At 67.4% G+C, this 21,059-nt stretch carries 18 protein-coding genes; 12 read left to right on the top strand and 6 right to left on the bottom strand.

The features are described 5' to 3' along the window. Positions 1–89: 89 nt before the first annotated feature. Positions 90–965 carry an alpha/beta fold hydrolase gene (locus EET03_RS24180; protein WP_208649130.1) on the top strand — a complete coding sequence of 292 codons (876 nt, stop codon included), beginning with the start codon at positions 90–92 and terminating at the stop codon, positions 963–965. 236 nt (positions 966–1,201) lie between these two features. Here EET03_RS24180 and EET03_RS24175 read toward each other — a convergent pair whose 3' ends face one another. After that, entirely contained in the window at positions 1,202–1,585 is a 384-nt protein-coding gene (locus EET03_RS24175; protein WP_075543751.1) for a hypothetical protein, read from the bottom strand. A 209-nt stretch (positions 1,586–1,794) separates the two neighbouring features. Here EET03_RS24175 and EET03_RS24170 point away from each other — a divergent pair, with 209 nt between their 5' ends. Further along, a complete protein-coding gene (locus tag EET03_RS24170) occupies positions 1,795–2,211 on the top strand; it encodes a hypothetical protein (RefSeq protein WP_244232511.1) in 417 nt (138 codons plus the stop codon). Between the two features lie 21 nt (positions 2,212–2,232). Here EET03_RS24170 and EET03_RS24165 read toward each other — a convergent pair whose 3' ends face one another. After that, positions 2,233–3,894 carry a DHA2 family efflux MFS transporter permease subunit gene (locus EET03_RS24165; protein ID WP_075543750.1) on the bottom strand — a complete coding sequence of 554 codons (1,662 nt, stop codon included), beginning with the start codon at positions 3,892–3,894 and terminating at the stop codon, positions 2,233–2,235. A 94-nt stretch (positions 3,895–3,988) separates the two neighbouring features. Here EET03_RS24165 and EET03_RS24160 point away from each other — a divergent pair, with 94 nt between their 5' ends. The 5 genes from EET03_RS24160 (at position 3,989) to EET03_RS24140 (ending at position 9,662) form a co-directional block, all read left to right on the top strand. Further along, entirely contained in the window at positions 3,989–4,357 is a 369-nt protein-coding gene (locus EET03_RS24160; RefSeq protein ID WP_082274756.1) for a cupin domain-containing protein, read from the top strand. Then, positions 4,354–6,003, top strand: a complete 1,650-nt coding sequence (locus tag EET03_RS24155; RefSeq protein WP_244232509.1) for a thiamine pyrophosphate-binding protein — start codon at positions 4,354–4,356, stop codon at positions 6,001–6,003. The genes EET03_RS24160 and EET03_RS24155 overlap by 4 nt, the downstream gene beginning before the upstream one ends. After that, positions 6,000–7,040: a 4-hyroxy-2-oxovalerate aldolase gene (locus EET03_RS24150; protein ID WP_075543748.1), complete on the top strand. Its 1,041-nt coding sequence runs from the start codon at positions 6,000–6,002 to the stop codon at positions 7,038–7,040. The genes EET03_RS24155 and EET03_RS24150 overlap by 4 nt, the downstream gene beginning before the upstream one ends. 93 nt (positions 7,041–7,133) lie before the next feature. Next, positions 7,134–8,129 (top strand): NAD-dependent epimerase/dehydratase family protein, encoded by a 996-nt coding sequence (locus tag EET03_RS24145; RefSeq protein WP_244232513.1) that lies wholly within the window; start codon positions 7,134–7,136, stop codon positions 8,127–8,129. A 54-nt stretch (positions 8,130–8,183) separates the two neighbouring features. After that, positions 8,184–9,662: a glutamate-cysteine ligase family protein gene (locus tag EET03_RS24140; protein ID WP_075543747.1), complete on the top strand. Its 1,479-nt coding sequence runs from the start codon at positions 8,184–8,186 to the stop codon at positions 9,660–9,662. An 8-nt stretch (positions 9,663–9,670) separates the two neighbouring features. Here the strand turns inward: EET03_RS24140 and EET03_RS24135 are convergent, their stop codons facing one another. Continuing rightward, positions 9,671–11,167 carry an amidase gene (locus tag EET03_RS24135; RefSeq protein WP_099193776.1) on the bottom strand — a complete coding sequence of 499 codons (1,497 nt, stop codon included), beginning with the start codon at positions 11,165–11,167 and terminating at the stop codon, positions 9,671–9,673. A 288-nt stretch (positions 11,168–11,455) separates the two neighbouring features. Between EET03_RS24135 and EET03_RS24130 the strand changes: the two genes are divergently transcribed. Then, entirely contained in the window at positions 11,456–12,850 is a 1,395-nt protein-coding gene (locus EET03_RS24130) for a WS/DGAT/MGAT family O-acyltransferase (RefSeq protein ID WP_075543745.1), read from the top strand. 207 nt (positions 12,851–13,057) lie between these two features. Here EET03_RS24130 and EET03_RS24125 read toward each other — a convergent pair whose 3' ends face one another. Genes EET03_RS24125 through EET03_RS24115 form a run of 3 tightly spaced genes read right to left on the bottom strand, consistent with a single transcriptional unit; the run spans position 13,058 to position 15,907 of the window. Continuing rightward, positions 13,058–13,447 carry a glycerate kinase gene (locus tag EET03_RS24125; RefSeq protein ID WP_075543744.1) on the bottom strand — a complete coding sequence of 130 codons (390 nt, stop codon included), beginning with the start codon at positions 13,445–13,447 and terminating at the stop codon, positions 13,058–13,060. After that, positions 13,425–14,774, bottom strand: coding sequence for a cation:dicarboxylate symporter family transporter (locus tag EET03_RS24120; RefSeq protein WP_082274751.1), 1,350 nt, complete (start codon positions 14,772–14,774; stop codon positions 13,425–13,427). Before EET03_RS24120 ends, EET03_RS24125 begins: the two co-directional genes overlap by 23 nt. Before the next feature lie 32 nt (positions 14,775–14,806). Beyond that, the gene (locus EET03_RS24115; protein ID WP_075543743.1) at positions 14,807–15,907 is read right to left on the bottom strand and encodes a tartrate dehydrogenase; all 1,101 of its coding nucleotides are present in this window, start codon (positions 15,905–15,907) and stop codon (positions 14,807–14,809) included. Between the two features lie 131 nt (positions 15,908–16,038). Here EET03_RS24115 and EET03_RS24110 point away from each other — a divergent pair, with 131 nt between their 5' ends. From EET03_RS24110 to EET03_RS32535, 4 genes are all read left to right on the top strand, one after another. Beyond that, a complete protein-coding gene (locus EET03_RS24110) occupies positions 16,039–16,944 on the top strand; it encodes a LysR family transcriptional regulator (protein WP_075543742.1) in 906 nt (301 codons plus the stop codon). Positions 16,945–17,247: 303 nt separating this feature from the next. Beyond that, positions 17,248–18,396 (top strand): PE family protein, encoded by a 1,149-nt coding sequence (locus EET03_RS24105; RefSeq protein ID WP_075543741.1) that lies wholly within the window; start codon positions 17,248–17,250, stop codon positions 18,394–18,396. Positions 18,397–18,552: 156 nt separating this feature from the next. Beyond that, a complete protein-coding gene (locus EET03_RS24100; RefSeq protein WP_099193775.1) occupies positions 18,553–20,247 on the top strand; it encodes a PE domain-containing protein in 1,695 nt (564 codons plus the stop codon). Further along, positions 20,241–21,059: PGRS repeat-containing protein (locus EET03_RS32535; protein ID WP_341868769.1), on the top strand; the 819-nt coding region annotated here is incomplete at its 3' end. The genes EET03_RS24100 and EET03_RS32535, both read left to right, overlap by 7 nt.

Raw genomic sequence — 21,059 nt, 5'->3', positions numbered from 1 at the left:
CTTCAATGTCGGGGACCGGCTGACCGAGCCGAGTCCCGGGGCTTAGATTAGCCAGCCGGGGCTACGTCAGAGCGTCTTAACATCAGCTGATGACGACTGCACCGGAATCGTTCTCGATCCAGGGGCCGGGTGGTGTCCGCATCGTCGCCGACCGATTGGGTGATCCGCGGGCGCGCGCCGTGGTGTTCCTGCACGGCGGCGGGCAGACCCGTCGCTCCTGGGGTCGGGCGGCTGCCGCCGTAGCCGAACGGGGTTGGCAAGCCGTCACCGTCGACTTGCGGGGCCATGGCGAATCGGACTGGTCCAGCGAAGGAGACTATCGCGTGGTGAGCTTCGCCGGCGATGTCCGGGAGCTACTGCGCGGCCTGCCGCCACGCCCGGTGCTGGTGGGCGCGTCGCTGGGCGGGTTCACCGCGATGCTGCTGGCCGGCGAACTGGCGCGGGGCATCGCCAGCGCGGTGGTGCTGGTGGACATCGTGCCGAACATGGACCCGTCCGGGGCGAATCGGGTGCACGCGTTCATGGCCAACCGGGTGGAATCGGGGTTCGGTTCACTCGACGAAGTCGCTGACATGATCGCCGAGTACAACCCGCATCGCCCACGACCGTCCGATCTGGAGGGTCTGACCAGCAACCTCCGCCGCCGCGGCGATCGCTGGTACTGGCACTGGGACCCGCAGTTCATCAGCGGCGCCGCGGCGTTTCCCCCGATCGAGGTCACCGAGGCCGACCGCCTGTACGCCGCCGTCGAGGCGATCCTGGACGGCGGCGTGCCCATGCTGCTCATTCGCGGTCAGATGAGCGACCTGGTCAGTCAGGAACGCGCTGACGAATTTCTGTCCCGCTTTCCGCAGGTGGAGTTCACCGACGTGCGTGGTGCGGGGCACATGGTGGCCGGAGACCGCAACGACATCTTCGCCGGCGCTGTCCTGGACTTCCTGGCCCGTCGGGTCGACAACGGGTGACCCGGTTGCGTCCCGGCCACGCGTCGGTGCGCGGACGACGGTCAGCGCTCGAGCGCCCGGGTGAGGAGATTCTACCGCCGCGACGCGTGTTTTCAGATTTGCCAGGACGCCGTCGAGATCCTCTGGTGTGGCCACGTCGGCGTCGTAAGGGTTGTGCGGATCGATTGTCGGAATTTCCTCCTAGCCAGGCGGGGCCGGGTTACCGGTGCCGAGATCCGCAGCGGGCGGCGCAGGCGTCAGGAGGCCATTCCGGCATCGACCAGGCTTTGCACTCCGCTGGCACAACCACGCAGGAAGTCGGCGTCATTGACCCCAGCGACGGCCTGCACCGAGGCCAGTTCCCTGGCGCAGACTTTGTGCGCCTGGCTCGAGATGACGATCGCTTCGTCCGGAAAGCCCATGGCGCGCATTCTGCTGACCGTGAAACCGCCATCCTGGACCGCCTTGGTGTAGCCCAGCTGGTAGGACGGGCCGGTTTCGGCGACGTCGGCAAAAGCGGGCGCGGAGGCCAGCAGGGCTGCTCCGGCGGCGGCGACGACGAGCAGACGAGAGAGCCGCCCGGCGGTGCGGCGCCGTTGTGACGGCAAGGCGTGGTTCGTGGTGGCTGCGCTGTGTGCCATGTCGTTAACCCCAATCTGGTCCGGTGAGGATCTCGTTTCGTGTGACGGGCCTCCGTGCCGTCTCAGCGCCTCACGGTAGGTACGTTACGTCATTCGTTCCAAAAATGGAATACCTTCCCGAAAAAATATTATTGGCGCGTGCCTATCCGGTCAGGTTCCACGAGCGTGTCAGGATTGACGGCTCTCGGAACCGGCACTACGTTGGTGGGATGCCAAGACTTAACCGAGCGGGTAAGGACCTTGGCCGCGTGCTGGAGTGGCTGCTCAACCGCGACGTTCCGGACAGCGAAATCGGTTCCGCGCTCAAACTGCCCAAAGCCACCTACTCCCGACGCAAGGAGGCCGCCGACTTCCCCGACTTTGCCGAGCTCACCGCGGTCGGCGAGTACTTCGATCTGTCGCCGCGGGTGCTGCAGATCGCGTTCGGATGGCGCGGCGAGGACGAGCTGATCCTGCTCGACATCGACGAGATGCGCCAATATATGGAGCAGGCCGGTGTCGCGCTGTTCGGCAACGAGCGGATTCGCCGCTATATCGAGCAACGCGAAGGCGCCGACTACCCGTTGGCCGCGGCAATCCTGAAGATGGGCGCCAAGGATGCGAGCCCGGCTACCGAAGGCAACTGACCCGAATACCGCCGGCGGATGCTACGAATCCGCCTCGATCAACTGAACCCGGGGTGCGGCCCGTTTCGGCAGAAACGACGCCGGAATAGCGATCATCGCGGTCAAGACCATGGCGACCCCGAACACCCCGGTGTAGGAGAGCGCCAGGTCGTCGGCGAGGTGTTCGGCGAAGTCGGGGGCGCGCACCTGTGACGGCAGCCCGGACAGGTCGGCGGAAAAGCCTCGCGGGGCCGCCCGTTCCCGGATCGAATCGGCTTGTCTGGCCGCGGCAATGGCGGCGCTGCCGTTGAAGCTGCTGGTGAGCATTACCGACATCAAGGCCGTGCCGACGGACGCGGCGACGTTGTGGTTGACGTTGAACAGCGTCGAGCCATGAGCTACTTCGCTGGAATTGAGCGTGTGCACGGCCGCCCAGGTCACCGGAACCATCAAACAGGCGGTGCCCAGGCCGAAAAGGCCGAGCCCCCCCAGCAGCACGGTGAGGTCGATGCCCTGGTGGCGGATGGCGTAAACAAACATGCCCATGCCGACGACGGTCACCGCTATGCCGACCAACACCACGTTGCGCGGTCCCCGGGTTTCCATCAGCCGTCCGACGATCGGCATCACCGTGGCAGCGGCCACGGTCTGCGGGATGAGCAGCAGCCCCGACTGCATCGGGCTCTTGCCGAGCACCTGCTGGAAGTACGCCGGAAACAGTAGGCAGCTGCCGAAAAAGGTGATGGCGAACAGGAACCGGGTCGCGTTGGCGGCCGCGACTGACCGATTCTTGAGCAGCCGCAGATCGATCAGCGCACAGTCGCTCCGGCGCAGCGCGTGGTGGGCGAAAGCGCCGATCAGCAGCACACCGATGGTGGCCGGTGCCCAGACATACGGGTCGGCGAAGGTGCCGCGCCCGGGCAGCTGTGACACCCCATAGAGCAGCAGCACCAGACCCGGTGACAGCAGCGCCATGCCGACCACGTCCAGCGACTCCGCGGGCAGCGAATCATCTTGGGGCAGCGTAAATCCCGCCAGCAGCAGGGTCACCGCTCCGATCGGGAGATTGATCAGGAAGATCCACTGCCAGCCGAACGAGTCGATCAGCCAGCCGCCGAGAATGGGTCCGACGATGGGGGCCAACAAGACGGTGATCATGCTGATCGTCATCACCCGGCCCAACCGCGCCGGACCCGCCGCGCGCGCCAGAATGATCAGCTGCAGCGGCAACAGCATCCCGCCGCCGAAACCCTGCACCGCCCGAAAAGCCACCAGCAGTCCGATATTCGACGCCAGCGCGCACAGCAATGATCCCGCGGTGAACATCAGCACCGAGGCCATCAGGAGCCGCTTGGTGCCCAGCCGATTGGCCAACCAGCCGGTCAGCGGGATCACCGCCGCCAGCGCCAAGGTATAGCCGGTCGATGCCCAGGCCACCACGGCCTGGGTCGACGAGAACTCCTCGATGAACGTCCGCTGCGCCACATTGACGACCGTGGTGTCCAGCGTGACCATCAGCGGAAGCATCATGCACGTCACGGTGATCAGCAAAAGCCTGGAATCCAGTCGGCAGTCCGTCCTGGGATCCGGCGCGGCGGGGCGGTCGGCTGTCCGGGCATCATCGTCCAGACGCTGTTGGCTTCTGGCATGAGTGCTGGCTACGGTCGTCGGAGCGCGCGGTGGCCGACCCGCCTGGCGGCGCATCGTGTCACTGTATCTCCTGAAATGGCTGCGTAAGGCCATCTCTTTCCAAGGATCTGCCAAGGATTCGACCAGCACGTGCGCCGACGCTGTGCCCATGTTTGTCAGCAACGTCAGGCATGCGCAGCCGTTTGTCGCGGCGGACCACTCCGAGGTCCGGCTGTTGGTCGACCGGTTGAACGTGGGCATCGCGTCGGTCAGCCTGGCGCACGCCACGGTGGCGGCCGGCTCCGAAACGGTATGGCACTGCCTGGAAAACACCGACGAGATCTATTTCGTCCTGTCCGGCAGCGGCCTGGTGTTCGTCGGATCGGAAACCCGAGCGGTGGGCAGCGGCGACACCGTCTGGATCCCGGCCGGGGTGCCCCAGAAGATCCGCAATCTCGGTCGCGACCCGCTGGTGTTCCTGTGTGCCTGTGGTCCGGCCTACGCACCCGAATGCGACAAGCGTCAGGTCCGGCCGTGACGACGGTCGGCGACCACCTGGTCAACCGGATGCGCGAGGCCGGCATAGCTGTGCTGTGCGGGCTCCCGACTTCCAGGCTCGACTCATTGCTGGTGCGTGTTGCCCGCGACGGCGACTTCAAGATCGTGTTGACCCGGCACGAGGGTGGCGCCGGCTATCTCGCCGACGGCTACGCCCGGGCTTCCGGCCGGCCGGCTGCGGTCTTCGCGGCCGGACCCGGGGCCACCAACGTGGTAACCGCCGTGGCCAACGCGTCGGTAAACCATGTGCCGATGCTCGTTCTTACCGGCGAGGTTTCGGTCCCTGAATTCGGTATGCATTCGCAGCAGGACACCAGCGAGGACGGGCTCGGCCTGGGTGCGGTCTTCCGCCGGCTTTGCCGCAGTTCGGTATCGATCGAATCGGTGGCCAACGCGCGGTCCAAGATCGACCGCGCCTTTCGGGCGCTGGCGAGCATCCCGAGCGGACCGGTGCACATCGGCGTACCGCGCGACCTGGTGGATGAGGTGCTGCCCGTCGACCCGCTCGCGATGACCGCCACCGGCCCCGCCGCCGCCGCAATTCTCACCCCGAGTGGTACGGAGATCGCCGACGCGGTGATCGACAGGCTGCAGCGCTCCGTGGCGCCAATGCTGTTGCTGGGCAACGGCGCTCGCAGGGACAGGATCGACACCGAGATCGTCGCGTTCGCCGCGAAAGCCGGCCTCCCGTTCGCGACGACCCCCAACGGACGCGGGATTGTCCCGGAAACACACCCGCTTTCCCTCGGCGTGCTCGGGTTGTTCGGCGACGGCAGGGCCGAAGACTATCTTTTCGGCACACCCTGCGATCTGCTGATCGCGGTCGGTGTCTCCTTCGACGGCTTGGTCACCCGCGCTTTTTCGCCGCGCTGGAGCGGGCTGCGAGCCGAGGTCATCCACGTCGATCCCGACCCGGCGGCGTTCGGCCGCCTCGTCGCCACCTCGCTCGGCGTCACCGCCACCGCCCGGGGCTTCGTGGAATCGCTGAGCGCCCGGCAGGTGCGATCGTCGCAAACGGTTACGGTGCCGGCGCGGGTTTCGTTGCCGGTCCCGCAAACCCGAGGCGACGCCATCCATCCGCTGGCGGTCATGCGGGAGCTGGACTCGCTGCTGGCGTCGAACAGCACGCTCTGCACGGATTCCGGGACCTGCATCTTTTGGGCCTTTCGCGGGATACCGGTGCGACGGCCCGGCACGTTCTTCGCCACCGTCGACTTCGCCCCTATGGGATGCGGTGTCGCCGGCGCCATCGGCGTGGCTCTGGCCCGGCCCGGCGAACGTGTCATCTGCATCGCCGGCGACGGCGCCTTTCTGATGCATGGCACCGAGGTCTCCACGGCCGTCGCGCAGGGACTCCCGGTCACCTGGGTGGTCTTGAACGACGGGCAGTTGAGCGCCACCACCGCGGTGATCCGCGGGCGCATGGATCCGTCGCCGCTGGCCTCGACCGGCGTCAACGACTTGGCCGCGATGGCCAATGCCCTTGGCGCGCAGGGGATTCGCGTCGACAACGCGGCTGATCTGCGCGTCGCCCTGGAAAAAGCCCTGGTTGCGACCGGCCCGTGTGTGGTCGATATCGCGATCGATCCGGAACTCAACACACCCGAGATAGGAGTCGGAAAATGACACGTGAACCGGTCATCCTCGATACGACCATCCGCGACGGCAGCTACGCGGTCAACTTCGGTTACCGCGATGACGATTTGCGCACCATCATCGGCGATCTCGACGAGGCGGGCATTCCCTATATCGAAATCGGGCACGGTGTCACCATCGGCGCTCCGGCCGCGCAGGGGCGGGCGGCTCAGACCGACGAAGAGTATTTCCGCACCGGTCGGGCCGTGGTGCGCAAGGCGAAACTGGGCGCGGTGATCGTCCCGGCCCTGGCGCCCATCGAGGCGGTGGACCTGGCCGGCGACTACCTCGACTTTCTTCGGATGTGCGTGATCGCCACCGAACTGGAGAGCTTTGCGCCGTTCATCGAGCGCGCGCAATCCAGGGGTCTGGAGGTTTCGGTCCAGCTGGTCAAGTCTCATCTGTTCGAGCCTCAGGTCCTTGCCGGCGCCGCGACGCGGGCCCGCGATCTGGGCGTCGGAATCGTCTACGTGGTGGACACCACGGGCACGTTCCTGCCCGAAGACGTGCGACGTTACGTCGAGGCCATCCGCGACGCGACGGATGTCAGAGTCGGTTACCACGGGCACAACAATCTGGGTCTGGCGGTGGCGAACACGCTGCAGGCGTTCGAGGCGGGGGCCGATTTCCTGGACGCGACGCTGATGGGCGTCGGGCGCGGAGCGGGCAACTGCCAGACCGAGTGCCTGGTCGCCGCACTGCAGCGCCGCGGAAACCTGGCGGGCATCGATGTGGACCGGCTTTTCGACGCGGCACGTTCGGACATGCTGGGACGCGCACCCGAAAGCTACGGCATCGATCCGTGGGAGGTCTGCTTCGGATTCCACGGCCTTGATTCGCTGCACGTCGAGCATCTGTGGGCAGCGGCGCAACAGGCCGGCCTCGCGGTGTCCCGCGTGATCCGCCGGATCGCGAAAGACGCTACCGGGCCGTGGGTTTCACCCGACGACATCGATCGGGCGGTCGCCGGAATGCGCGGCCGAGGCCGGTCCTTCAAGAATCCGCCAGTACCACGTAAGGGGACATAGATGCTCGTCACTCCAACCGGAGCTCACCCAGCCGCCACGAGAACTCACACCGCTATCCGAACCGCGCAGTTGTTCGCGCACAGCGGCCGTGCGGTGCGCACGCTGGTCACCGGCAGCTCCGGGCACCTCGGTGAGGCCCTGGTGCGGACGCTGCGCGCCCGCGGCGCCAATGTCGCGGGCCTCGACTCTCGGCCCTCGGAGTACACGAATGTCGTTGGCTCGGTGACAGATTCGGGCTTGGTGCGCGAGGTGATGGCCGGGGTGGACGTGGTGTACCACGCGGCGGCCCTGCACAAGCCGCAGCTGGCGTTCGTCGCGGGCCAGGCATTTCTGGACACCAACATCAGCGGCACGAACACCGTGCTGGAAGCCGCGGTTGCCGCGAAGGTGCGGGCCTTCGTCATGACCTCCTCGACAACGGTGTACGGGGACGCGCTGGTCCCGCCGGCCGGCCGGCCCGCCGCGTGGATCGACGAGTCGGTGCTGTCGGTGCCGAAGAACATCTACGGCGTATCGAAGGTCGGCGCGGAGGACCTCTGCCAATTGGCGCGCCGCAACCACGGCCTGCCCTGCGTCGTGCTGCGCGCGTCCCGCTTCTTCGCCGACGGCGACGACATGCCGGAGCAGTACGACGGCCGCAGCGACGACAACATCAAGGCCAACGAATATGCGTTCCGCCGGGTCGCGCTCGAAGACGTCGTCGACGCGCACCTGCGAGCCGCCGCGCGCGCCCCGCACCTCGGGTTCGGCCGGTATGTCGTCTCGGCCACCACGCCGTTCACTCGCGAGGACCTCGCGCTGTTGCGCACCGACGCGGCAACGGTTTTCGCCCGGCGGGCACCGCTGGCCGCGCGGGTGTGGCAGCGCCGCGGGTGGCGCTTTCCGGACCGCCTGGACCGCGTGTACGTCAACGCTCGGGCCCGGCACCACCTGGGCTGGCGCCCGCGGTTCGACCTCGACTCCATCGCCGCGCGCGTGGCCAGCGGTGAGCCGGTCCAGACGCCGCTGTCACTGCAGGTGGGTGCCAAGGAGTACCCGAGCAGTTCTTACCACCTCGGCGTGTTCCAGCCGATGGCTGTGCCGATCTAGGAAGGGCATGCTGTAGTTGCGGTGGCATCCAGCCGTGCCGCAGGGAGGTGTGCTGTGGGCGACCGCGTCGATGCTTCCGGCCTGGTCGTCGGCCACGAGCGCGAGGTGCGGGACCGGTTGGGGCGATGCGTTGCCGCGTTGCGCCGCATGGTCGACGACGGCTGGTTCACCGGCCACCAGGATTCCATCGGTATGGAGGTGGAACTGGATCTGGTGGACCCGTTGGGCCGGCCGCGGCTGGTCAACGACGCGGTCCTGGCCCGCCTCGGCCGCGCGGACATGCAGCATGAGCTCGGCCAGTTCAACGTCGAGCTGAACCTGGCGCCCCGCCGGCTACACGGCAGCGTGCTGCGCGACAGCGAAAGCGACCTCGCCGAGGTCCTCGACGGGTGCCGGGCACGCATCGAGCCGCTGGGCACCCGGCTGCTCGCGGTCGGCATGTTGCCGACACTGAGCGCCGAGCAGCTCACCGTCGAGCGCATCTCGCACAACCCCCGCTACGAGCTGCTGACCAGCCGGATGTCCGCCGCTCGGCAGCGGCCGTTCCTGGTGCGCATCGTCGACGGCTGCGAGCCGGTGGAGTTCACCACCGATTCGGTGGCACCCGATGCGGCCACCACCAGCCTGCAACTGCACCTGCGGGTAGCGCCGGACCGGTTCGCCGCTTACTACAACGCCGCCCAGGCAATCGCGGGGGCGCAGGTGGCGGTGGCGGCCAACTCGCCGTATCTGCTCGGCCGCCAGGCATGGCAGGAGACCCGCATCACGCTGCTCGAACAGCTGCTCGACACCCGTCGACGCGAAGAGGTACGCGCCGGCGCACCGGCGCGGGTGCGGCTCGGTGACCGCTGGATCGTCGGCCCCGTCGAGCTGTTCGACGACCTCGTCCGGTTGTTTCCGCCGCTGTTTCCGATGCTGGAGGCCCAGGACCCCGATGCCGCCCTGCAGGCCGGTGACGCGCCCACCCTGCGGGAGCTTCGGCTGCACAACGGCACCGTGTGGCGCTGGAATCGTCCGGTCTACGACGTCCAGGGCGGGCAACCGCAATTGCGCATCGAAAACCGGGTGCTGCCAAGCGGTCCGACCGCCGTCGACATGGTCGCCAACGCCGCCTTCTATTACGGGCTGGTCCGGTCGATCGCCGACAGCACCGACAGCGATGCCGCGCCGTCGCGGCAGCTGCCGTTCGCGGCGGCCGAGCAGAACCTGCATCGCGGCGCCCGCGACGGGCTGGCCGCGCGGCTGCATTGGCAGGGAGGCGAGCAGCCGGTCGAGCGGCTCGTCGGTGAGTGGCTGCTACCGGCCGCCGCTGCCGGGTTGGATGCCTGGGGAGTCGATGCGGCTGACCGCGACCGCTATCTCGGTGTCGTCGAAGCGCGGGTGCGGACCGGGCAGACCGGGGCGGCCTGGCAAACCGGGGTGGTGCGCCGCCTCGAGGACGGCGGGATGCCGCGCATCACGGCGCTGCACGAGATGACCCGGCGTTATGCCGAGAACGCGCACGCCGGCGCTCCGGTGCACGAATGGCCTTGAGCGGGAACCTAACTCGCTGCCACCGCGGTCGCCGGATGCCGCTGCGCCCAGGGGCGGGCTTCTTCGAGTTGGGCGGCCAGCTGCAACAGGTCACCGTCGGCGCCCAGCCGTCCGACGAACTGCACCCCCAGGGGCAGCCCGTCGTCGGTCCAGTGCAACGGCACACTGATGGCCGGCCGGCCGGTCAGATTGGCCAGTTGCGTGTAAGGCACCCAGCCCAGGCTCTCCTGAATCAGCTGGTCCAGAATCCCGCTGAGCGCCAACACTTTTCCGGCATGCAGCTTGCTCAGCACCCGGGCCACCGTCTGCAGGCGGGGTGACGTCGCCGTGGCGCCGACCGCCAGGGGTGGCGTGGCCAGGGTCGGCGTCAGAAAGTAGTCGTAGCTCTCGTGGAACGTCGTCAGGGATTGGATGTAGTTGTTGATGTTCTCCAGCGCCTGCATCGGCGCCAGCACACCGGCGGATCGCGCGAGCTCACACATGCCCAGCGTGTCGGCCTCGAAGTCGCTGTCGCGGGCGCCGATTCGCGCTTTGATGTCGGCGACGTGGCGGTAGAGCTGAGCGAACCAGATGATCAGAAAATCACGCGCCAGGGCGGCGTCGTCGTAGGGCGGCTTGACCTCCTCGACCCGGTGACCGAGGTCCTGCAGCAGCTTGGCCGCGCCGTCGACCGCGGCGACGGCCTCCGGGTGGGGGCTGGGGTTGATCGCCGACGACGTCGAGTAGCCGATCGTAAGGACGCCCGGACGGTTCTTGATGTGTTCGGCGAACGGGGCGTCGGGGAGCCGAACCTGGTAGCCGGCACGGGGATTGGGTCCGACGATCGCGTCGTAGAGCCCGGCGCTGTCGCGCACGGTGCGTGACACGACGCCCTGGACCGCCATGCCGAACATCGGCTCGCCGGTCTGCGGACCGTACGGCGCCAGGCCCCGGCTGGGTTTGAGGCCGACGAGCCCGTTGCAGGCGGCGGGGATGCGGATCGACCCGCCGCCGTCGTTCGCCCCGGCTGCCGGCACGATGCCGGCGGCGACCGCAGCTCCCGATCCGCCCGACGAGCCGCCCGGGGTGCGCTGCAGGTTCCAGGGGTTGCGAGCCGGACCCCAGTACTCGGGCTCGGTCACGCCCTTGGCGCCGAACTCCGGGGTGTTGGTCTTGCCGAAGATCACCAGGCCGGCGTCCAGGAACCGCTGCGTGATCAGGGCGTGCCGGTCGGCCACGTCGTTGGCCAGCGACCGGGATCCGGACGAGGTGGGAAAGCCCTGATATTCCTGGTCGAGATCCTTGATCAGAAATGGCACACCGGCGAATCTGCCCTGCAACTGCGGGTCGGCGGCTTGCCGGTCGGCGACCTCGTCGAGGCGACGAACGATAGCGTTCAACCGCGGATTGACCGCCTCGGCGCGCCGGCGCGCCAGGGCGAGAAGTTCGGCCGGGGTGACCTGTTTGCGTTCGACGAGCTCGGCCAGAGCCGTCGCATCCAGTGACAGGTACTCGTCAAGCTGCATTGGCCGATCCTACGAGCCGGGCCGCTGCCGCGCGCCCGCCGGCATTGCGTCGGGTGCCCGTTGCAACGAGCCGAAGCCGGGCCGGCCGAAACGGCCGGCGACCCACGGCTCGAAGCCATGCGGCTGGACCGGCGGGGTGCCAACCGTCTGCCGAACCGCCAAAGCATCTTCGGACCGTCAGGTTTAAGCACCGCCAGAACGGGTACCCCCGCGCGGTGTTGTGTGTCCGGAATCCGTAGCCGACTTCGGTCCGATAGCTGATACCACGGCGAATCAAGGGAGACCATTGTGGAACGACTAAGCGGGCTGGACGCCAGCTTTCTGTACCTGGAGACCTTCACGCAGCCGTTGCATGTGTGTTCTCTGCTGGAACTGGACACTTCGACAATGCCGGGCGGATACACGTTCGACCGGCTGCGCGACGCGTTAGGGATGCGGATCAAGGCGATGCCGCAATTCCGCGAGAAGCTGGCCGACAGCCGGCTGAATCTGGATCACCCGGTATGGGTGGAGGACCGCGCGTTCGATCTCGACCACCATCTGCAGTGCATCGGCGTGCCGGCCCCGGGCGGGCAGGCGGAAGTGGCCGAGATCTGCGCACAAATCGCCGCGGTGCCGTTGGACCGCGACCACCCGCTATGGGAGATGTGGGTCATTGAGGGCCTCGCCGGCACACCCGCATCCGCCGGTGGCCGAGTGGCGGTGCTGACCAAAATGCATCACGCCGCGGTGGACGGTGTCATGGGCGCCGACCTGCTGGCGCAGCTGTGCAGCACCGAACCGGACGCGCCACCGCCAGATGCGGTGGCCGGCCCCGGTGGTGCCAATTGGCTACAGATTGCCGCGAGCGGGCTGCTGGGCTTTGCCGCCCGATCATGGCGGCTGGTCAACGTGTTGTCGCTGACGGGTGCGTCGCTCGTCGAGACGGCCCGCCGAGCACGTAGCGGGCAAAGCATGGCACGTCCGTTCGCCGCACCGCCGACGGCGTTCAATGCCGCCGTTACCGCCCAGCGCAACATCGCGTATACGCAGCTGGAGTTATCCGACATCAAAAAGGTCAAGAACCGGTTCGGCGTCAAGGTCAACGACGTGGTCATGGCGCTGTGCGCGGGGGCGTTACGGCGCTGGCTGTTCGACCGCGGCGAACTGCCCAGCAAGCCGCTGGTGGCGATGGTGCCGGTGTCGGTGCGGCAGACCTCTCCTCGGCCCGGTCATAACCAGGTCTCGGGCATGTTCTCGCCGTTGGAGACCCACATCGCCGACCCGGGCAGGCGGTTGCAGGCCATCGCGCAAGCGAACTCGCGCGCCAAGGACCATAGTTCGGCGATCGGAGCCACGCTGTTGCAGGACTGGGCGCAGTTCGCCGACCCGACAGTGTTCGGTGCCGCGATGTGGCTCTACGCCAAGACCCCGCTCACTCATTCACCGGTGCATAATCTGATCGTCTCCAATGTGGCCGGCCCTAGGGCCACCCTCTATTTCCTGGGCGCAAGGCTGACCGCGATATATCCGCTCGGCCCGATCTTTCACGGCTGTGGGCTCAACATCACCGTCATGTCGCTCAACGACAAACTCGATCTCGGCATCATTTCCTGCCCGAAGCTGCTGCCCGATCTGGCGGCCCTCGCCGACGACTTCACCGCCGCGCTGCAGGAACTGCTCGCCGCTTCACCGCCCGGTTGACGCCGCCGCGACGACCGCGCGAGCGGCGAATAGGGCTGTGGCTGCCTTTCTGTTAGGGGTCGGTTTGAAATCTATTTGTCCTTCCGGCTGTCGCATCGACCGCCCAGCGCTTCGCGCTCTAGTGTTTCCCCATGTCCGACGCCTTGGAGAGATGGCAGACCGAGCGGGCCGAAGCGCTCGACAGCCTGGACTCCATCCACGGCAAAATCACGGGACGCAGGCGCGGGCGCAAGTGTGACGCGAAGCACTTGAATCACGCTCTCTTTGTTGCGCTTGCCGCCGAGTTTCAGGGGTTCTGTCGTGACCTACATGAGGACGCGGCAATTCACGTCTCCAACAGGCCACTTCCACGACGGCTGTTCCGGCGTCGACGGCGATGGTGGCGATGTGTGGGCGACCGAGTGCGTCGGTGACGGCGCACGCATGTGGCCGCATCCCGGCGGCCACAGCGGCGGCGACGCTGCCGTCGCCGCCATCTGCCAACGGCATGGTCACGGCATCCACGCCGGTTGCGGCCAGGCCGTCGGCGATGGCGTCGGCAACATCGGTGGCCGGCAGGCTGCCCTTGAACTTGTCAGGTGCGACGAGTGCCCGCATGGTGCATTCCGCTTGCGACGAGTATTGGTGTGACGGGAGCAACGCCTTGGCTCAGTGGACGAATATGCTTGCCGGCAAGCACTTTTCGAGCCTGATCAACGTCGAGCTCGCGGTTCCACCTGGCCACGAACAGGGTGGCCACCGCGTTACCGGTGAAGTTGACCAGGGCTCGGCACTCGGCCATGAATTTGTCGATCCCGAAGATCAGCATGATCCCGGAGGCCGGAATGTGGCCGACGGTGCTCAGAGTCGCGGTCAGCGCGATGAACCCGCCCCCGGCCGTGCCGGCCGCGCCCTTGGACGTCAGCAACATGACTGCGAGCAAACCGATTTGCGCACCGATGCTCAGGCGGGTGTTGGTCGCCTGGGCGATGTAGACCGCGGCCAGGGAGAGATAGATCGCCGCGCCGTCGAGGTTGAACGCGTAACCGGTCGGCACGATCAGCCGCACGGTGGCCGCACTGACCCCGGCGTGTTCGAGCTTGCTCATCAATCCGGGCAGTGCGGGCTCGGGGCTGGAGGTGCCCAGGACCAGCAACAGCTCCGCACGCAGGTAGCCCAGCAGGTGAAAGATGTTGAGCCGCAAATACGCCATCACCGAACCCAGCACGACCACCACGAACAACGCCGACGTGACGTAGAACAGCAGGATCAGGCCGGCCAGGCTGGTCAGCATGTGGACGCCGTATCCGCCGGTTGCAACGGCCATTGCCCCGAATGCCCCGAGTGGCGCCAGCTTCATGAGGTAGGACAACACCTTGAAGACGACCGCGGTCAGTCGGTTGACCGCGTCCAGCACCGGGCCGCCGACCTGGCCGACCGCGTTGAGCGCCACCCCGAAAAGCACGGCGAGAAAGATGATCTGCAGCACGTCACCGTCGACGAACGGGCCCACCACGCTGCTGGGAACGAGGTGTGTCAGCAGCTCCCACCCGTGCTTGCCTCCGGTGGTCGGTTTCGGCCCCGGGTAGCCGGCGGGAATCTTGCCTGGGTCGGCGTTGACGCCGTCACCGAACCGGAAGACGTTGATCGCCACCAGCCCGGTGACCATCGCGACGATCGTCCCGGCCTGGAAGTAGGCCAGCGCTTTCACACCGGTCAGGCCGACCTTGCGAAGGTCCGCGACGCTGGCGATGCCTCCGACGATGGTGAGGAACACGATGGGCCCGATCAGCATTTTCATCGCTGCGACGAACGTGGTGCCGACCGGTTCCATCGCCACACCGGCGGCCGGCGCCAGCCAGCCCAGCACGATGCCCGCCACGATGGCGACCAGCACCCAGAAATACAGCTGTCGGTACCACGGTGTCTTCCCGTGTGCCGTCATGACGTGACTTCCCGTGTCCGTGGCGGCGCGGGTCAGGCCGCGCTGAGAACCGGTGCCAGCGCGGCGATCACCGCGTCGGTCATCTCGTCGGTGCTGGCGGTGCCGCCGATGTCGCGGGTCAATACGCCACGGCTAGTGGCGATTTCGATCGCTGATTCGACGCGGCGAGCCTCGTGGTGCAGGCCGAAGTGGTCGAGCATCAGCGCGGCACTGGCGATCGCGCCGATGGGGTTGCTGATCCCGCGCCCGGCGATGTCGGGTGCCGAACCGTGCACGGGTTCGAACATGCTGGGGAAGCGCCGTTCCGGGTTGAGGTTGGCGCTGGCGGCCACGCCCAGGCTGCCGGCCAGCGCCGAGCCCAGATCCGACAGGATGTCAGCGTTGAGGTTGGACGCCACGACAACCGACAGGTCTTCGGGGTGCAGAACGAACTTGGCGCTCATCGCGTCCACCAGCACGCTCTCGTGCGCCACGTCGGGATAGTCCTGGGCGACCCGCGCAAAGACCTCGTCCCACAACACCATTCCGTATTGCTGGGCGTTGGACTTGGTGACGCTGGAGACCTTCTTTACTCGCCGGGTGCGGGCCAGATCGAACGCGAACCGGATGATGCGTTCGCAGCCCTTGTCGGTGAACAAGGCGGTTTGCAGGGCCACCTCGTTGCCGGGGCCGCGACCGCTCAGGTTGCGCCCACCCAGTCCCGCGTACTCGCCTTCGCTGTTTTCCCGCACGACTACCCAGTCCAGGTCGTGGTCGTCGGCGTTGCGTAGTGGTGAAACCACGCCGGGCAGGAACTTGACCGGGCGGACGTTGGCCCACTGGTCGAAATTCTGGGTGATGTTCAGCCGCAGTCCCCACAGGCTGATGTGGTCGGGCACGTCGGGCCAGCCCACCGCGCCGAAATAGATGGCGTCGAACGCCTGCAGGGTTTCCAGCCCGTCGGCGGCCATCATCCGCCCGGTCCACTCGTAGTGCTCGCAGCCCCAGGGGAATTCGGTCCACTCGAAGGTAAACCGGCCTGACTGGGCCGCCAGGGTGTCCAGGACCCGTCGGCCCGCGGCGACGACTTCCTTGCCGACGCCGTCGCCGGGAATCGCGGCGATCTTGAAAACCTGCCCTGTCTGCCCTGTCATGGGAAGCCTCCGTTGCTGACTCTGTGGTTGTTACTCAGTCCATTAGCGGGACGCCGGCCGGTGCGCGTCCAAGACCAAGTTGCAATCGGTGGTATAGGCTTTGCCTATCGAAGCTGATCAGAGGAATGGCTATGGATGTCAGGCAGCTCAAGTTCTTCCTGGCGGTCGTCGACTACGGCGGCTTTGGCAGGGCGGCCGAACAGCTGATGATCGCCCAGCCGTCGCTGTCGCAGGCCATCGCCGGCTTCGAACGTGAGCTGGGCATGCCGCTGTTTCACCGGGTCGGGCGCGGGGTGGTGCTCTCCGACGCCGGTAAGGCGTTGGTGGGTCCGGCCCGGGTGGTACTCCGCGATATCGACGAGGCATCAGCCGTCATGCGGGAGCTGAAGGGACTGCGTGGTGGTCGGGTCGATCTGATCACCATGCCGTCGCCGGGAATGGAACCGCTGACAACGATTTTGGCCGCTTTTGCCGGCGACCATCCGGACGTCGCCGTCAACGTCGAGGCCGGCTTTACTCCGCAAGAGATTCTGGACAGCGTGCGCAGCGGCGCAACCGAGATCGGGGTGTTGGGATCGGCCGAACCCACGCGCGCTTCCGATCTCGACGTCGTCGCGCTGGAACGTCAAGCGCTGGTATTGATTTCGCGTCTCGATGATGACGGGCCGGCAGGCGCGACGGTGCGACCCGAAGGCTTGGCCGGGTGCCGGCTGATCGTATCCCAGCGTGGCTCGTTGATGCGTGCGCTCGTCGATGATGTCCTGGCCGAAGGCATTCCGGCCACCATCGTCGCCGAGGTGGCGCACCGCACCTCCATGCTGCCGATGGTGCTCAACGGGATAGGCCGGGCTGTCATGCCGTCGTCGTGGACACGGGTGGCGCAGCGCGCCGGCGCGCGGGTGCAGCGCATCGTTCCGGAGGCTTACCTTTACGTGGCAGCCGTCAGCCGTCGCAGCCACCTGACCGCCGGCGCCACCGCGCTGATGGACACGGCGCGCCGCTACGGCGAGCTGGCGCCGGAGCCCACGAAGTTCTAGCGTGGTGAACCTTGGCGCCGCGCCGTTGGGCCGGCGGTCTATCTGACCGGACGTCTCTCCGCCACCCGTAGAACGACGTCAAAACCTTGGTGCCCTGCGATTTTCGATCTCCGCCCGGATGACCGGCGGTCGCACCGCAGGCATGCTGAAGCCCGACGATCGGTCCGCGCACTCATGAGCACTACGGCCTGTTCAACAAAGGTACAAATCCCCTATCGGGATGGGTATCGCGCCAACGAAACTGTACGTCGCTCGAGAAACGCAAGACCAGCGTCACTGGCCGCAGGCGAGTGGAGGTGTCAGATGTCGTTTGTGATCACGGCCCCGGAGACCATAGCGGTGGCCGCAACAGATCTCGCGGACATCAGCTCGACGATCAGTTCGGCTAACGCGGCGGCGGCGGCGCCCACCACGGGGGTGGTGGCTGCCGGCGCCGATGAGGTGTCAGCGGCGATTTCCGGATTGTTCAACGCGTACGCCCGGGAATTTCAAGCCCTGAGCGCCCGGGCCGCGACCTTCCATGAGCGGCTGGTGAGCTTGTTGAATGGCGGCGCGGCAGCATATCTCGGCACCGAGATCGCCAACGCCGAGCAGGCGTTGATCAGCGCGGTTAATGCGCCCGCGCAGACCTTGCTGGGACACCCGTTGATCCCCACCGGCGGCCCCTCGGCGGTCGGACAGGGCGTCAGTGCGATCATGGCCGCCGGACGCGGTGCGGTCGATGCGGCTGCCGGGGCAACCGCAGCTCTGGCAGCAGAGGCGACTCCGGGCATTGCCGGCCCGTACCAGGACCTCATTGCGAATACATCCGCCAACCTGCAAAGCCTCGGCAGCACCTGGGTTACCAACCCGGCGCCGTTCTTGCGTCAGATCGTTGCCAACCAGATGGCGTACGGTCAGACGATCGCCACGTCGCTGCAGAACGCGGCCCAACACCTCGGTACCGCGCTGTCCGACCCGTCGGCGCTGAATCATGTTGTGACAGACCTATTCCCGATCGCTGCCATTCCCGCGCAGATCCAGCAGAACCTCGTCAATATCGGGACCGCACTCGCGAAGGTGACACCGGCGGCGGCCCTCGCGGCGTTAGGTCCCCCGCTCAGCACCCTCGGGGGATTCGGGACCGCCGTGGCGGCCTTTACCGGCGCGGTGCAGACCGGGGATGTCGCGGGAGCGTTAGGAGCGCTGATCGATGCTCCTGCGTTCGTCGCCAACGGCTTCCTCAACGGCGAAGTGACCCTACCCTTGTTCCTGCCGCTTGGCCTGGGACTTGTGGTGCTTGATATCCCCTTTGACGGGATTCTTGTCCCGCCACACGCCATGACAGGGACTCTGGTGTGGTTCTTGCCGCCGTTTGTGGACGATATCTCCGGTCCCCCCGTCAGTGGCATTCTTCCCGCCCTGATGAACGTTGTGCCGCAACAACTCGCGCTGGCGATCACCCCGGCGTAGTCGTCTGAGGATCCGCTATCAGCCCGTGAGGTGATGCCGGGGTTGCGCGCCGGTGGTCTGTCGACGAGCACCCGGCCCGTTCCATTTTTCCGATACCCGCGTGTTTTCCGGCGTCGGGCCCCATGATGACTAGTACGCGATAGCCAGGGGTAGGCGATGTCGTTTGTGCTGGTGGGGCCGGACATGGTGGCGACGGCCGCGGCGGATGTGGCGCGGATCGGTTCGGCAGTGAGTGCGGGCAATTTGGCGGCGGTCATTCCGACGACCACAGTCGCGGCAGCGGCCGCCGACGAGGTGTCGGCGGCCATTGCGACGCTGTTCGGCGCGCACGCCCAGGAGTATCAGGCGGCGGCGGCGCAGGCAGCGACGTTCCACGAGCAGTTCGTGGCCACCTTGAGCGCGGCGGCGACATCGTATGCGAGTGCCGAGGCGACCGTCGCGGGCGCTCTCGTCTCAGCTGTTTCCGACGGATTCCAGACGGGGGTCTACGGTCCGATCCGCACCGCCGGCCAAGCATGGATCACCAGCCCGTTCGGCCAGGTGCTCGACCCGGTCATCAATGCGCCAACCCACCTGCTGTTGGGGCGTGACCTGATCGGCAACGGAACTGCCGGCACGGCGGCAAATCCGACCGGCGGCGCCGGCGGGGTGCTATTCGGCGACGGCGGGGCCGGCTATACGCCCACCGGTGGTCCCGGAGCTGTGGCCGGCGGTAGAGGCGGGAACGCCGGATTCATCGGCAACGGCGGCCCCGGGGGCGACGGCTTTGGCGGCGGGCCGGGCGGCATGGGCGGCACCGGCGGATTGCTGATGGGCAACGGCGGCATCGGCGGTACCGGCGGGGTCGGCGGTGCGGGCGGCCAGGCCTTGTTGTTCGGCACCGGCGGCCTCGGCGGGCCCGGCGCGCCGAGTGGTCGCGGCGGGCTGTTCATCGGCGAGCCCGTCAACGTCGCGAACTGGCTGCACCCCAGCAGCGGCAACGAGCAGTCGATCGTCATCGACTTCGTGCGGCACGGGCAGACCACGGACAACGTGGCGGGCTTGATGGACACGGCGATACCGGGAGCCAATCTCACCGCGGTGGGCCAGCAACAGGCAATAGACATCGCCAACGTGCTTGCGCCGCAGGGCCCCTTCGCCGGGCTGTTCGACTCGCAATTGGTCCGCACGCAGCAGACCGCGGCGCCGCTGGCCACCATCTTCGGGATGACCCCCCTGGATTTGCCGGGGCTCAACGAGATCAATGCCGGCATTTTCGAAGACTTTCCGCAGATCAGTCCCGCGGGTCTGCTGTATCTGGTTGGCCCGATGGCATGGACGTTCGGATTCCCCATCGTGCCGATGCTGAACCCGGGCTCGATCGATTTCAACGGAGTGGTCTTCGGCCACACCTTCAACGGCGCGGTGCAAACGATGTACGACACGGCGCTGGCGAACCCGGTGCCGGCAGCGGACGGCAAGGTCACCGTGGTGTCCTACTCGAGCGCATTCACCATCGGCGTCGCGACGATGATGGGCGTCGACAACCCGAATCCGCTGCTCATCCTCACCCATCCACTGCCCAACACCGGCGTTGTCGTGGTGGAGGGCAATCCCACCGGGGGCTGGACGATGGTCAGTTGGGACGGGATACCCGTCGCACCGGCGTCGTTGCCGACCGAGCTGTTCGTCGACGTGCGTAACCTCATCACCGCGCCGCAGATTGCCGCTTTCGACATCGGCTGGTCGCTGTTCACCGGCGATCCGGCGACGATCGTGAACGCGGTCCGGACCGGGATCGACGAGGTCGGCACGGCGGTGGTCCAGTTCCCCATCGCGGTGGCCACGGATCTGATCGACGCCGTGTGCTGATCCGGCCCACGGCCGCCAACCCGAACGGGGGAGCAAGCGGCCTGCTGTACGGCGACGGCGGCAACGGCTACAACCAGACAACGGCGGGGCTGGCCGGCGGACACGGCGGGAACGCCGGGCTGATCGGTCACGGCGGGCACGGCGGGATCGGCGGGCCCACCACCTCTGGCGGTGGTCCCGCCGCCAACGGCGGGGCTGGCGGCGCTGGCGGGTGGCTTTACGGCAACGGCGGGGCCGGCGGATCCATCGTCCAGGGCACCGGCGGTAACGGCGGGCACGGCGGTTGCGCCTGGCTGTTGGGCAGCGGCGGAGCCGGCGGGGCCGGCGGCGAGGTTACCGGGCTCGTCGGGACTGTCGGCGCCGGCGCCACCGGGGGGTCCGGCGGGTTGCTGTGGGGCAACGGCGGCGGCGGCGGAACCGGCAATGTCGACGGCTTCGGCGGCAACGCCGGCAGGGCCGGGCTGCTGATCGGCGATGGCGGCAGCGGGGGCAGTGGGGGGTTTGGTCAAGACGGCGCCGATGGGGGGCTGTTGTTCGGTAGCGGCGGCGACGGCGGAAACGCCCTCGCGAGCCTCAACGGCAACGGCGGCTTCGGCGGCAACGGCGGCAACGCCGGGCTGATCGGCCAGGGCGGCAAGGGTGGCGACGGCGGCTCCGGTCTGGTGCAGGCCTTTGGTACCGGCAACGGCGGCAACGGCGGTACCGGCGGTAACGGCGGTCTGCTACTCGGCGACGGCGGGGCTGGCGGGCAAGGCGGTGCCGGCAGCCTCGGCCAGGCCTTCGGCCCGGGCGGTAACGGCGGTAACGGCGGG

Source organism: Mycobacterium innocens, assembly GCF_900566055.1.
GTDB classification, from domain to species: domain Bacteria; phylum Actinomycetota; class Actinomycetes; order Mycobacteriales; family Mycobacteriaceae; genus Mycobacterium; species Mycobacterium innocens.
The sequence above is the reverse complement of the archived record's forward strand: the minus strand, read 5'-3'. Positions and strand labels throughout refer to the sequence as shown.